We start from the raw sequence: 12,475 nt of genomic DNA on the forward strand, positions 1-12,475 counted from the left end.
TCGATTTCACACTAACTTTAGTCTTACCAATTCTTTTTCTACATCTTCCACACCCCAGCCTTGCGATACGGCGAGGGTCATGAGCGCGGTGGCGGTTTCGAGGTTGCATTTACCGCCGTTGATGATGCCCGAGTTGCGGAACACATTGCCTTGCGCGTAAACGGCGGCAGTTCTGCCTTGTCGGACTTGGCTGATGTTGAGCAACAATTTGCCTTGCTGTGTAAAGTCTTGCACGGCGCGGATGAAACCTTCGTCTGCGGGGGTGTTGCCGTGTCCGTAGCTTTGCAGGATAAGGGCGTGGGCGGGAAGCTGTCCGAGTCCGTCCGCAAGTTCTTGGACAGCAAAGCCGGGGATAAGCGTGCGGACGGCGATTTTTGCCTGAGGATCGGGATAGCGGATTTTGAGGCCGTCTGAAACGGCTGCTGCGTCTTGGGACGGGAGGCGAAGATTGTGCCAACCCCGGGTTTCGTCCCATTCGGCAAGCGTGCCGAAATGCGGATTGTCGAAGCCTGCAGCAGTTTCGGTGCTGACTTTGCTGCTGCCGACGGCGGGATACAGTTTGCCGTCAAACGCGATGACGGTTTGTTTGAGCTTGAGGCTGAGGGCGGCAACGGCGGTGGAGAGGTTGCGCGGGGCATCGCTGTTTTCGGCGGCGTAAGGCCATTGGGAACCAGTCAGGACAATCGGTTTGCCCAAACCTTGCAGGGCGAGCGCGAGGAGATTGGCGGTGTACGCCATGCTGTCCGTGCCGTGCAGTATCAGGATGCCGTCGCATGAAGGGAGTTTGTCGGCAATGATGTCCAGCCAATCGCGCCAGTGTTGCAGCGTAACGGAGGAGGAATCAATCAAGGGATTGCAGACGTGCCACTCGAAATCGAGGCCGTCTGAAAAGGGGGAAAGGGCTTGGCTGACCAGTGCGGTATCGGGGCGCAGGCCTTCGCTGCTTTGGGTCATGCCTATGGTGCCGCCTGTGTAGAGAACGAAGATTTTTTGTTTCATGGACATCATCGGGTCGTCTGAAAATAATAATACGGCTTATTTAACTATATTTCGGACAGGCTGGCAATTTGGCAGCGCGGACGGTTTTCAGACGGCCTTCAAATGAAAAAGCACCCAAGGGCTGTCGATATTTGATTTTCCAAGTGGATTTTTATAGTGGATTAACAAAAACCAGTACAGCGTTGCCTCGCCTTAGCTCAAAGAGAACGATTCTCTAAGGTGCTGAAGCACCAAGTGAATCGGTTCCGTACTATTTGTACTGTCTGCGGCTTCGTCGCCTTGTCCTGATTTTTGTTAATCCACTATATTCACAAAGCGTGAGACTCAGAACGGAAACCGCAACAAGGTCAGAGACCTTGCGAGAATTTCCAACGCATGAGATACCGCTTTGTGGATGAAAAAACACGGAAACTATTGAATATCGGCAACCTATTTAGGTGCTTGATTTTATTGTTTGCTTTGCGCGGCTTTTTTGGCTGCCTTGGCGGCTTTGCGTTGCGCCCGCTTTTCTTTCAATTTGCTGCGGTAAAACTGGATACGTTGGCGTTTTTTCCACCAGATCCAAGCAACGACGGCCGCACCTATACCCAAGATAACAAAAATACCCGATTGCAGGCTGTGCATTTTCGCCATCAGCCAATCGATGTTGTGCGCACCGTATTCGCCCAGATAAATCCAAATAGGGACGGAAATCAGTGCGGCCAGTCCATCCATAATGATAAAACGCAGGTATGAAACCTTGCGGCTGATACCGGCTGTAACAAATACGGCCGTTCTCAAACCGGGCAGGAAACGGGCGACAAATAAGACCCAGTTACCGTATTTGTCGAATTTTTCCTGAACCTGCTCATAACGTTTCGGCGTCATGATACGCGCAATAGGTTTGAACCTTAGGATTTTCTGCCCCCAAATTCGTCCGGCGGCAAACATGATGCCGTCCCCAACCAATACGCCGAGCATACCGACTGCAAACATAATATGCGGATTGGTATAACCCATACCCGAAATCACGCCGCCTGTTACCAAGGTCAAATCCTCGGGAATCGGCACGCCGAAACCGCAAATGACCAATACAAAAAAAACAGCCGCATAACCGTATTCGACAAAAAAGGCTTCTAAAAAAGCAAACATGGCGGATATTCCATTGTCGGAGATAAAAAGTCAGAACAAACCGAAACATTTTCTACATGAAGCAGGCATTCTATCAAAGATTATGCCGTCTGAAAGCGATTGCACGGAAACACTCACGCCCGTATCGTGTTCAGACGGCATTTAAACAGGAAAACCGCCGCTGTTGAAACGGTTTTTCCTGATTTTGCCTAAAGGCTGCCGATGGCGGAAGCAATACGTTCCGCCCCTTCGCGCGCCCAATCGGCCTGTCGTGCCTCAACCATCACTCGCACGACGGGTTCGGTTCCCGAAGCGCGCAACACAACCCTTCCTTTGCCTTCGAGTTCTTTTTCCACTTCGGCCAACACGTCTTTCGAAGCTTCCTGCCATTTCTGACCTTTTTGGATGCGTACGTTAATCATAGTTTGCGGATACGGCTGCCAGTCGGCGCAAACGGTGGCGAGGTCTTGGTTCAGGATTTGCAGCGCCGCCAAAACTTGCAGCGCGGAAATAATGCCGTCGCCGGTGTTGTGTTTGTCCATGCACAAAATATGGCCGCTGGCTTCGCCACCGATGAGCCAGCCGCGTTGGTTCAGCTGTTCCAACACATAGCGGTCGCCGACTTTGGCGCGGCAGAAATCGACGCCCTGCTCTTTCAGGGCGATTTCCATCGCCATATTGGTCATGACCGTGCCGACCACGCCGCCGATGTTGATACCTTCTCGGGCTCGGGCTTTGGCGATGACGTAAATCAGGCTGTCGCCGTCGTAAACCTTACCGTTTTTATCGACCATCATCAGGCGGTCGCCGTCGCCGTCTAAGGCGATGCCGTAGTCGGCTTCATACTGTAAAACGGCTGCCTGGAGTGTCTTGGTATAAGTCGCACCGCATTTTTCGTTGATGTTGTAGCCGTTGGGTTCGTCGCCGATACTGACGACCTGTGCGCCCAGTTCGTGAAACACCTTGGGTGCGACACCGTACCCCGCGCCGTTGGCGGTATCGATAACCAACTTCAAACCCCGAAGGTCGGAATGGCTGGGAAAGGTGGATTTGCAAAATTCGATATAGCGGTCGTCCGCACCGCTGATGCGGCGTGCGCGCCCGAGGCGTGCAGAAGGCTGGGTTTTCATTTCTTCGTCGATTTTGGCTTCGATTTCCAACTCGATTTCATCGGAAAGCTTCACGCCGCCTTCGGCAAAGAATTTGATGCCGTTGTCGGAATAGGCATTGTGCGACGCGGAAATCATCACACCAGCGGACAAACGCAGCGCACGGGTCAGATAAGCCACGCCGGGCGTAGGCAGCGGTCCGGTTTGAATAACGTTGACACCTGCGGCGGTAAAACCTGCCACCAAAGCGGCTTCCAGCATATAACCGGAAATACGCGTATCCTTGCCGATTAAAACGGTCGGTTTCTGGTCGGTGTCGTGCTGAACCAAAACCTGACCCGCCGCATAGCCGAGTTTCAATACAAAATCGGGCGTAATCGGAAACTGCCCGACTTCGCCGCGTACGCCGTCCGTGCCGAAATATTTTTTTGCCATGTGTTGCTCCGAGAATGTGAACCGTTGTCCGAGATTATACAGTCAGTTTATGCCTTGCTGTCTGCACCGTTAATGCCGTCTGAAGCCGCACCGTCCTTTTCAGACGGCATGAAGTATGTGAACCACTGTTTACAGATTGATGCCCAACGCTTCCCACGCCTTCAAAGCATCCGCCGTCGCCTTCACATCATGCACCCGCACGATTTGCGCGCCGCGCGCCACGGAAGCCAGCGCCGCCGCCACGCTGCCGTGTACGCGCGCCGCCGCGTCTGCCTCGCCGGTCAGCTCGCCTATCGTGCTCTTGCGCGATATGCCGATCAGCAGCGGAAAGCCTGTTTCCGCCATCAATTCGGGTAAATGCCGCATCAGTGCGATATTGTGTTGCAAGGTTTTGCCGAAGCCGGAGCCGAAACCGGGGTCGAGTGTGATGCGTTGCGGTGCGATGCCTGCCGCGACACATTCCGCCGCCCGCGCCTTCAAATACCTTGCCACTTCGCCGACAACATCCTGATATTTCGGATTAATCTGCATGTTTTCCGGCAAACCCTGCATGTGCATCAGGCAAATGCCCGTATCCGCCTGACTCGCCAGCAATTCGAGCGCGCCTTCGTCGGTCAACGCCGCCACATCATTAATAATATCGATGCCGCCGAGTGCCAACGCTTTTTCCATAACCACCGTGCGGCGCGTGTCCAAACTGACGGGAACGCCCCACCCCGCCACTTCCGCCAAAACAGGCGCAACCCGCGCCCATTCTTCTTCAGGCGAAACATAATCCGCACCCAGCCGCGTCGATTCGCCGCCGATGTCGAGAATGTCCGCACCCTCTTTCAAAAGCCGTTCGGCATGCGCCAAAGCTGTTTGGGCGTTTTGCGAATACGCGCCGCCGTCGGAAAAAGAATCGGGCGTGAGATTCACGATGCCCATGATTTTCGGTTTGTCCAAACCGATTTCAAACCGTCCTGCCTGCCAAACGCATCCGACCATATCCGTGCCTCCGGAATAAAAAGCAAATTATATACCGTCTGAACAAAACTTGTCCGTTTCAGACGGCATCGGTATTTCAAAAAAGCATCTTGCAGAATCCGCCGCCGTATGAAACATACACTGCCCCTGCAAACGCGGCAACACCCTCGATACCTGATCCGGCGGTATGCCTGCTTATGGGCATTACCCCTTTATACAAGATAATCTGCCCGCACAAAATAGGATTTCTACAAGCCGTGTTATACTGTGGCGTGTTTTACAGACTTTTCAGGCTATGGATTTATTATCGGTCTTCCACAAATACCGTCTGAAATATGCGGTAGCCGTGCTGACGATACTGCTTTTGGCAGCAATCGGGCTGCACGCTTCCGTATATCGCATCTTCACACCCGAAAACATCCGAAGCCGCCTCCAACAAAGCATTGCCCATACGCACCGGAAAATCTCGTTTGATGCGGATATACAGCGCAGGCTTCTGCCCCGGCCGACCGTCATCCTGAAAAACCTGACCATTACCGAACCCGGCGGCGACCGGACTGCCATTTCCATCAAAGAAACCAAAATCGGATTGAGCTGGAAAAATCTGTGGTCGGATCAGATACAGGTTGAAAAATGGGTGGTTTCGGGTGCGGAACTTGCCCTGACGCGCGACGGGAAAGGCGTTTGGAACATCCAAGACCTTATCGACAACCCAAAACGCAAAGCCTCGATAAACCGCATCATCATCGAAAACAGTACCGTCCGCCTCGACTTGCCGCAAGACCGGCTTACCCTGAAGGAAGTCAGCCTCAACCTGCAATCCCCCGATTCGGCGGGGCAGCCGTTTGAAAGTTCGGGCATACTGGTTTGGGGGAAGCTGTCCGTCCCGTGGAAAAGCAGGGGGCTGTTCCTTTCAGACGGCATCGGCACGCCCGAAATCTCACCGTTCCATTTCGAAGCCGAGACCGCCCTAAACGGGCACGGCATTACCGTTTCCACCACCGGCAACCCCACTATCCGTTTTAACGCCGACGGACCGGATGCGGCCAACCTCAGCCTGCGTGCCGACACCGCCTTCCACAACCTCCACCTAACCGCCCAAATCCCTACGCTGGCACTCAGGAACAACAGCATCAAAATTGAAACCGTCAACGGGACATTTACCGCTACCGCCGACGGCGGGAATTCCCAATGGGGCGGATCGTTCAAACTCGATAAGGCCAAACTTCACCCCGGTATCGGCAACATCGGCAACGCCGAAATCTCCGGCAACGTCAAAACACCCCGCCTTCAAACCAACTTTTCCCTCGGCTCGCCATTGGTTTGGAACCGGAACAACGGTCTGGAGGCACCGCGCCTGCATGTATCAACCCTTCAGGATACCGTCAACCGCCTGCCGCAACCCCGTTTCATCAGCCAGCTCGACGGTTCGATGTCCATAAAAAACCTTCATCAGTGGCATGCCGAACTCAACGGTTCGTTCGATCGCCAAACCGTTGCCGCGAAATTCAGATACACACATGAAGACGCACCGCACCTGGAAGCCGCCGTCGCACTGCAAAAATTGAACCTGACCCCCTATCTTGACGACGTGCGGCAACAAAACGGCAAAATATTTCCCGACACCCTCGGCAGGCTGTCCGGAGATATCGAGACCCACCTTAAAATCGGCAATGTCCAACTTCCCGGCCTGCAACTGGACGATATGGAAACCTACCTCCACGCCGACAAAGGCCATATCGCGCTCAGCCGTTTCAAGTCAGGGCTTTACGGCGGCCATACCGAAGGCGGCATCAGCATCGCCAACACCCGTCCCGCCACTTACCGCCTGCAACAAAATGCAAGCAACATCCAAATCCAACCGCTGCTGCAAGACCTGTTCGGCTTCCACAGCTTCAGCGGCAACGGCGATGCGGTCATCGACCTGACCGCGAGCGGCGAAACCCGAAAAGAGCTTATCCGCTCGCTTCAAGGCAGCCTGTCGCTGAATATTTCCAACGGCGCATGGCACGGTATCGACATGGACAATATCCTGAAAAACGGCATTTCGGGCAAAACTGCCGACAATGCCGTACCCAGCACACCCTTCCACCGATTCACGCTCAACAGCGAAATTTCAGACGGCATCAGCCGCCACATCGATACCGAACTCTTCTCAGACAGCCTCTATGTTACCAGCAACGGCTATACCAATCTGGATACGCAGGAATTGTCTGAAGATGTCCTTATCCGCAACGCCGTCCATCCGAAAAACAAACCGATTCCCCTGAAAATCACCGGTACGGTGGACAAACCATCCATTACCGTCGATTACGGCAGGCTGACCGGCGGCATCAATTCGCGCAAAGAGAAACAGAAAATCCTCGAAGACACCCTGCTGGAACAATGGCAGTGGCTCAAACCTAAAGAACCGTAAATACCCTGCGTACAAAAATGCCGTCTGAAACGCCCCCGCGCTTCAGACGGCATTACCGTAAAACCTACAACCCCAATTCCCCCCAAATCTCATCAATCTTAGCCGTAACCGCAGGGTCTTTTTTGATTACTCGTCCCCATTCGCGGTCGGTTTCGCCCGGCCACTTGTTGGTTGCATCCAAACCCATTTTGCCGCCGAGTCCGCTGACGGGGCTGGCGAAGTCGAGGTAGTCGATGGGCGTGTTTTCCACCAAAACGGTATCGCGTACAGGGTCCATGCGCGTGGTTACTGCCCAGATGACTTCTTTCCAGTCGCGTACGTTCACATCGTCATCCACCACGATGATGAATTTGGTGTACATAAACTGGCGCAGGAACGACCAGCAGCCCATCATCACGCGCTTGGCGTGGCCGGCGTACTGTTTTTTCATACTGACCACCGCCATGCGGTAGGAGCAGCCTTCGGGCGGCAGGTAAAAATCGGTGATTTCTGGGAACTGCTTTTGCAAGAGCGGTACGAACACTTCGTTCAATGCCACGCCCAAAACGGCGGGTTCATCAGGCGGTTTGCCTGTGTAGGTGGAATGGTAAATCGGGTTTTCACGCATGGTGATGCGTTCAACCGTAAACACAGGGAAATGATCCTGCTCGTTGTAATAGCCCGTGTGGTCGCCGTATGGACCTTCCAACGCGGTTTCGTTCGGATGGATGACGCCTTCCAACACGATTTCTGCGCGGGCAGGCACTTGCAAATCGTTGCCGATACATTTCACCAGCTCCGTCCGCGAACCGCGCAGCAGTCCGGCAAACTGGTATTCGCTCAAGGTATCGGGAACAGGCGTTACCGCGCCCAAAATGGTGGCGGGGTCGCAGCCGAGTACGACGGCGACGGGATACGGAGTATCGGGATTGAGTTTGCGGAATTCCTGATAATCCAACGCGCCACCACGATGCGACAACCAGCGCATAATCAGCTTGTTTTTGCCGATTAATTGTTGGCGGTAAATGCCGAGATTTTGGCGTTTTTTGTACGGGCCGCGCGTGACGGTCAAGCCCCATGTAACCAGCGGCGCAACGTCTTCCGGCCAGCAATGCTGAATCGGAAGTTTATATAAATCAACGTCTTCGCCTTCCCATACGATTTCCTGACACGGCGCGTTTTTCACCACGTTCGGCGCCATGCTCCAAATATCTTTCAGCAACGGCAGTTTGGAAAACGCGTCTTTAATGCCTTTGGGCGGTTCCGGTTCTTTCAGATACGCCAGCGTCTGCCCGATTTCGCGCAGCTTGGACACGCTATCCGCGCCCATGCCCATCGCCACACGTTCGGGCGTGCCGAACAGGTTTGCCAACACGGGATAATCGTAGCGCGTGCCGTCGGGCTTAACTGGGTTTTCAAACAACAATGCCGACCCTTCGGCGCGCAGCACGCGGTCGGCGATTTCGGTCATTTCCAAATGCGGGGAAACAGGATGCGCGACGCGCTTGAGTTTGCCCTGTTGCTCGAGCATAGCGATGAAGTCGCGCAGGTCTTTGTATTTCATATTTATCCTTTTTGTCCTTTTATCCTGAACAATCCGATTCGGATACCGCTCCTATCCTTGCCTGTGCCTCGGCATATTCTATGCCGTGATAAAAGTCGCGTACCAGCGGATGTCCGCCGCTTTGATGAAGTTGCAGCAAAGGACGTTGGCCATCGGGTTGGGTAACAACATTGCAGTGCAGACCGAAAGTGTCGGATTTGTAAGGGGGCAGCCAGTTGCAGATCATGCCGAAATAAACGACGTTTTCCGGATTGTCGTAAAAGCGGCTTTGATAGTCGTTAAAACTCTTTTCGCTGACGGACACCCACACGCCGTATTCCAGCGTTTCCTGATGCCCGATAATCGGAATAGGCAGCACCGCGCGGATAAAGCGGTCGGTTTGGTCGGGATAGCGGATGATGCAGAAATCAGAATCGCATTCCGCTTGATAAGCAATGCGTTCTTCTTCACTGAGTTGATTATAGGGATAGGGGGCGGTAAAGCCGATTGCGGGCATTTCTTCGTGGTTTTCGCCGCAGGAAGTGCAAGTGTGCATAAGGTTTCAGACTTTCAAAACGAGTTTGCGGTAAAGCCATTCGCCGGCAAACAGCATCCCCATCAATACATAGGCAATCACGCCGGTATAAACCGCCCACCAATCATATCGCCCCAACCGTGCCAACAAAGCGGCAAGCGTCCCGTTGATTATAAAAAATACGCACCAAACCTGCGTTACCCGGCGGGTATAGCGCACGGCTTTTTCAGGCAGGTCGGGCTGTTGCAGCCGCGCAAGTTTTTCAATCACCGTCTGCCCGGCAAACAGGCTTCCCCCGAACACCGCCAACATCATCAGATTGACGAGGACGGGATACCAATACATCGAATCATGCCGCCCGAACACCAATACTGCGGCAAAAAACAGCGTGGCGGCTAAAGCCGTATAACGCTGTTGGGGCAATTTGGCAGTCAGGGCGCGCAGCAGCCACAACCCGCACATCGCCGCCGCCAGCCAGACAAACCACCCCGCCTCCCTGCCGTAATACCACAAAGCCGGATAGGCAATGCTTAATATGGTCAGAAAAATATGTCCGAAAAAACCGGGTTTCATTTTGAATCCGCACAAATGTTTTCAGACGGCATCCGATAACAATATGCCGTCTGAAAAATAATCAGAGATGCCGCCTACCCCGCCTGAATTTTCAATACCGCCTGTACCACGTCGTTGACGGTGCGGACATTGCGGAAATCTTCAGCCTGCAGCTTGTGGCCGGTTTCACGTTTGATGCGGTCGATCAGGTCGATGGCATCGATGCTGTCGATTTCCAAATCTTCGTAAAGGTTGGTATCGGGCGTAACCCGTTCTGGTTCGATTTCAAACAACTCGGTCAGGGTATCGCGCAACAACCGGTAGATTTCTTGTTCGGTCATATGTTTCATCCTTATGCTTGGCGGCTTTTGACAAAGGCGGCGAGTGTTTTGACATTGGCAAAATGTTCGCGCAAGTTCTCCTGCTCGCCGTCCAATCGGAAACCGAAATGTTTTTGCACCGCCAAGCCCAATTCCAGCGCATCGACGGAATCCAGCCCCAGCCCTCCGTCGCCGAACAGCGCGTCTTCGCTGCCGATGTCGGCGGCGGTTATATCCTCCAAAGCCAAACTGTCGATAATCAGTTGCTTGATTTGGTTTTCCAAGTCGTTCATATGGTTTTCCTTGTAAAATAGTCCTGCAGATATTCATTCAGCCGCCGCGCCGCAATCGGCAACGGTTTCTCGGCGAGCCAGTCTTGGGGGAGGATGTCGTCTCCGACCGTAATTTCATACCGTATCCTTTTCGGGGGGATGCGGTACCACGGCTGCCCCTTTTTAAAATTGGGCGGATTCATTTTGATACATACGGGCGTAATCACTTCGGCATAGCGCAGTCCCAAAGAAACCGCGCCCCGGTGCATTTTTACCCGTCCGTCCCAGCCCGTCCTCGTTCCTTCGGGGAACACCAGCAGGCTCTGCCCGCTGTCAAAAACCGCCTTTACCGTTTCCAGCATTGCTTCCGACTCTTCGTTCGGAATATAGCCCGCACCTTTAATCTGGCTGCTCATTGCCGGATTGTGCTGCAAATCTTTTTTCACAATGCAGTTCATTTCGGGCACATGACCGACAAGCAGCACCACATCCAGCAAAGACGGATGGTTTGCCAAAATCAACTGTCCCGGGCGGTTGAGTTTTTCAACACCCTTGAACGATACCTCCAACACGCCCGACCATTTCAGATAAGCAACGAACAAACGCCAAGATGTTCCGATAATCCGGCGCGCCGCCAATTGGCGGGCGACAGACCTTGAAGTGCCGTTTAAAGTGTAAGGCAGCAAAACCAATTTCATCATAATGCCGCCGACACCGAAAATCACAAATCCTAACCAAGTCGCCAAAAAACGGCGGCAATAATCCAATTTACCCATTCCGCTGCCACAGCCATTCACGATTGCGATATACCCGGCGGCATTCCCGACTGCCGTTCAACAGAAAACGCACCCATTCCAAACCGCTCCAATATGCCTCGGACAGCATACCGGTTTCAGACGGCATATCGTCCGAAGCAGATAAAGTCAGGCTGTAACGCGTCCCTTTGGTCAGAACCATCGCCAAAGCATAAGCAAACGGCGCGCGCGTTGCCGATACGGCATATCCTTCCGGCAGCGGATCGTCCGCCACCAAAACCAAAACCGACCCGCATCCCTCTTTCAACAGTGATGCCGCTTCCGCCAAAGCCGTCTCCACACCGTCGGCACACACGGCCAATGCCGTCTGCTCGCCCATATCCTGACGCAATATCGACCACTGCCCCGCCGTTGCATTGTGCACCGACAAACCGAACGAAGTCGGCGACACGGTATGCGATTTCAACAGTTCCAACCACAAATCGAAACTGCGCGCCATTTCCCCGTCGTGCGAGGCATAAACTACCGGACTGCCGGGATGGGCGGAGGCAATGTCCCAAGCCGCGTCGCATACCAAACGCGCCGCCTTACTCAAACGGCGGCGCTGCATAGCGGGCAGGAACGGCAATTCCGGCCTGACATCGGGCAAACCGTCGGCAAAATCCGGACATTCCGCCCATTTTGCCCACTGCGCCATATCGCGCATTTTGCTGCCCGAAACCCGCCAGTCGGCGATGTCGAAGTGGAACCGGCAAATAATCGGCGGCATAGTTTCTTTCAAAAATTTACACTGTGCCGCATTCTAACCAAAGCCTATCCCCCTGACAATGCCGAAATTCAAACGCATTTCTGCCCCCTTTCTCCGACAACGCCGCCCCTCGGCAAACCGCCAGAATTAGCCTGAATTTACATTTATCATTATAATGCCCGTATTTGTCAGCCTGCCGCCGCAATATATGGACACACTGCCAGAATGCCCGATTACCGACACCGCCTCCCTGCTGCCGCACAGCGGGCGTATGGTTCTGATAGACCGCATTACCCGATACGGCGATGATTTTGTCGAAGCAGGGGCGCAGATAAAACCCGACCACATCCTGCTGGTCGGCGGCATACTGCCCTACACGGCATTTATCGAACTGATGGCGCAGGCTGTCGGCGCATATGCCGGCCTCCAAGCCCGAAAAAACGCACGGCCGGTCCGGCTCGGCTTCCTGCTCGGCACGCGCAAACTTGAAATCTTCGCCCAATCCGTCCCTGTCGGCACGCATCTGCTGGCAACGGCGCATATGTCTATTCAAGATGCCGGGGGAATGGGCGTGTTCGACTGCGAACTGCGTTGGACAGACGCGCCGGAAACTTCGTCCAGAACACTCCCTTCAGACGGCATTTTGGCGCGCGCCTCACTCAACGTGTACAGCCCCGAACACCCTGTCGAAACAACTTAATGCCGTCTGAACAGGCACACACATACGGAGAACAAC

13 protein-coding genes are annotated in these 12,475 nt (G+C 53.9%); 2 read left to right on the forward strand and 11 right to left on the reverse strand.

All coding sequences use genetic code 11. From position 1 onward, the window contains the following. Positions 1–6 precede the first annotated feature (6 nt). The 4 genes from RDY34_RS07910 to folP form a co-directional block, all read right to left on the reverse strand. Positions 7–999, reverse strand: coding sequence for an asparaginase (locus RDY34_RS07910; RefSeq protein ID WP_308074067.1), 993 nt, complete (start codon positions 997–999; stop codon positions 7–9). A 447-nt stretch (positions 1,000–1,446) separates the two neighbouring features. After that, a complete protein-coding gene (locus tag RDY34_RS07915; RefSeq protein WP_002257267.1) occupies positions 1,447–2,130 on the reverse strand; it encodes a DedA family protein in 684 nt (227 codons plus the stop codon). A gap of 188 nt (positions 2,131–2,318) precedes the next feature. Further along, positions 2,319–3,653: a phosphoglucosamine mutase gene (gene glmM, locus RDY34_RS07920; RefSeq protein ID WP_308184518.1), complete on the reverse strand. Its 1,335-nt coding sequence runs from the start codon at positions 3,651–3,653 to the stop codon at positions 2,319–2,321. A gap of 129 nt (positions 3,654–3,782) precedes the next feature. Continuing rightward, a complete protein-coding gene (folP, locus tag RDY34_RS07925; protein WP_308184519.1) occupies positions 3,783–4,640 on the reverse strand; it encodes a dihydropteroate synthase in 858 nt (285 codons plus the stop codon). A gap of 274 nt (positions 4,641–4,914) precedes the next feature. On the opposite strand from folP, the gene RDY34_RS07930 reads away from it, so the two are divergent. Next, positions 4,915–7,035: an AsmA family protein gene (locus RDY34_RS07930; protein ID WP_308184520.1), complete on the forward strand. Its 2,121-nt coding sequence runs from the start codon at positions 4,915–4,917 to the stop codon at positions 7,033–7,035. 64 nt (positions 7,036–7,099) lie between these two features. Here RDY34_RS07930 and ubiD read toward each other — a convergent pair whose 3' ends face one another. The 7 genes from ubiD to RDY34_RS07965 form a co-directional block, all read right to left on the reverse strand. Beyond that, entirely contained in the window at positions 7,100–8,578 is a 1,479-nt protein-coding gene (gene ubiD / locus RDY34_RS07935) for a 4-hydroxy-3-polyprenylbenzoate decarboxylase (protein ID WP_308074069.1), read from the reverse strand. Between the two features lie 19 nt (positions 8,579–8,597). Next, a complete protein-coding gene (locus RDY34_RS07940) occupies positions 8,598–9,113 on the reverse strand; it encodes a DUF2199 domain-containing protein (RefSeq protein WP_308184521.1) in 516 nt (171 codons plus the stop codon). Positions 9,114–9,119: 6 nt separating this feature from the next. Next, positions 9,120–9,665 (reverse strand): COG4648 family protein, encoded by a 546-nt coding sequence (locus tag RDY34_RS07945; protein WP_308184522.1) that lies wholly within the window; start codon positions 9,663–9,665, stop codon positions 9,120–9,122. Between the two features lie 74 nt (positions 9,666–9,739). Then, positions 9,740–9,985, reverse strand: a complete 246-nt coding sequence (locus RDY34_RS07950) for an acyl carrier protein (protein ID WP_308184523.1) — start codon at positions 9,983–9,985, stop codon at positions 9,740–9,742. Positions 9,986–9,996: 11 nt separating this feature from the next. Then, a complete protein-coding gene (locus tag RDY34_RS07955) occupies positions 9,997–10,257 on the reverse strand; it encodes a phosphopantetheine-binding protein (RefSeq protein WP_002222118.1) in 261 nt (86 codons plus the stop codon). Beyond that, positions 10,254–11,012, reverse strand: a complete 759-nt coding sequence (locus RDY34_RS07960) for a lysophospholipid acyltransferase family protein (RefSeq protein ID WP_308184524.1) — start codon at positions 11,010–11,012, stop codon at positions 10,254–10,256. Before RDY34_RS07960 ends, RDY34_RS07955 begins: the two co-directional genes overlap by 4 nt. Further along, positions 11,005–11,760, reverse strand: a complete 756-nt coding sequence (locus RDY34_RS07965) for a beta-ketoacyl synthase chain length factor (protein ID WP_308184525.1) — start codon at positions 11,758–11,760, stop codon at positions 11,005–11,007. The genes RDY34_RS07960 and RDY34_RS07965 overlap by 8 nt, the downstream gene beginning before the upstream one ends. 154 nt (positions 11,761–11,914) lie before the next feature. On the opposite strand from RDY34_RS07965, the gene RDY34_RS07970 reads away from it, so the two are divergent. Further along, entirely contained in the window at positions 11,915–12,439 is a 525-nt protein-coding gene (locus RDY34_RS07970) for a hotdog family protein (RefSeq protein WP_003706924.1), read from the forward strand. Positions 12,440–12,475 lie beyond the last annotated feature (36 nt).

Origin of the sequence: Neisseria polysaccharea, assembly GCF_963392925.1 — a bacterium.
GTDB classification, from domain to species: Bacteria; Pseudomonadota; Gammaproteobacteria; order Burkholderiales; family Neisseriaceae; genus Neisseria; species Neisseria polysaccharea.

What these genes read in the sequence shown, in the direction of transcription:
- RDY34_RS07910 (WP_308074067.1), bottom strand. Translation starts at nt 999, where the DNA reads ATGAAACAAAAAATCTTCGTTCTCTACACAGGCGGCACCATAGGCATG.
- RDY34_RS07915 (WP_002257267.1), bottom strand. Translation starts at nt 2,130, where the DNA reads ATGTTTGCTTTTTTAGAAGCCTTTTTTGTCGAATACGGTTATGCGGCT.
- glmM (WP_308184518.1), bottom strand. Translation starts at nt 3,653, where the DNA reads ATGGCAAAAAAATATTTCGGCACGGACGGCGTACGCGGCGAAGTCGGG.
- folP (WP_308184519.1), bottom strand. Translation starts at nt 4,640, where the DNA reads ATGGTCGGATGCGTTTGGCAGGCAGGACGGTTTGAAATCGGTTTGGAC.
- RDY34_RS07930 (WP_308184520.1), top strand. Translation starts at nt 4,915, where the DNA reads ATGGATTTATTATCGGTCTTCCACAAATACCGTCTGAAATATGCGGTA.
- ubiD (WP_308074069.1), bottom strand. Translation starts at nt 8,578, where the DNA reads ATGAAATACAAAGACCTGCGCGACTTCATCGCTATGCTCGAGCAACAG.
- RDY34_RS07940 (WP_308184521.1), bottom strand. Translation starts at nt 9,113, where the DNA reads ATGCACACTTGCACTTCCTGCGGCGAAAACCACGAAGAAATGCCCGCA.
- RDY34_RS07945 (WP_308184522.1), bottom strand. Translation starts at nt 9,665, where the DNA reads ATGAAACCCGGTTTTTTCGGACATATTTTTCTGACCATATTAAGCATT.
- RDY34_RS07950 (WP_308184523.1), bottom strand. Translation starts at nt 9,985, where the DNA reads ATGACCGAACAAGAAATCTACCGGTTGTTGCGCGATACCCTGACCGAG.
- RDY34_RS07955 (WP_002222118.1), bottom strand. Translation starts at nt 10,257, where the DNA reads ATGAACGACTTGGAAAACCAAATCAAGCAACTGATTATCGACAGTTTG.
- RDY34_RS07960 (WP_308184524.1), bottom strand. Translation starts at nt 11,012, where the DNA reads ATGGGTAAATTGGATTATTGCCGCCGTTTTTTGGCGACTTGGTTAGGA.
- RDY34_RS07965 (WP_308184525.1), bottom strand. Translation starts at nt 11,760, where the DNA reads ATGCCGCCGATTATTTGCCGGTTCCACTTCGACATCGCCGACTGGCGG.
- RDY34_RS07970 (WP_003706924.1), top strand. Translation starts at nt 11,915, where the DNA reads ATGCCCGTATTTGTCAGCCTGCCGCCGCAATATATGGACACACTGCCA.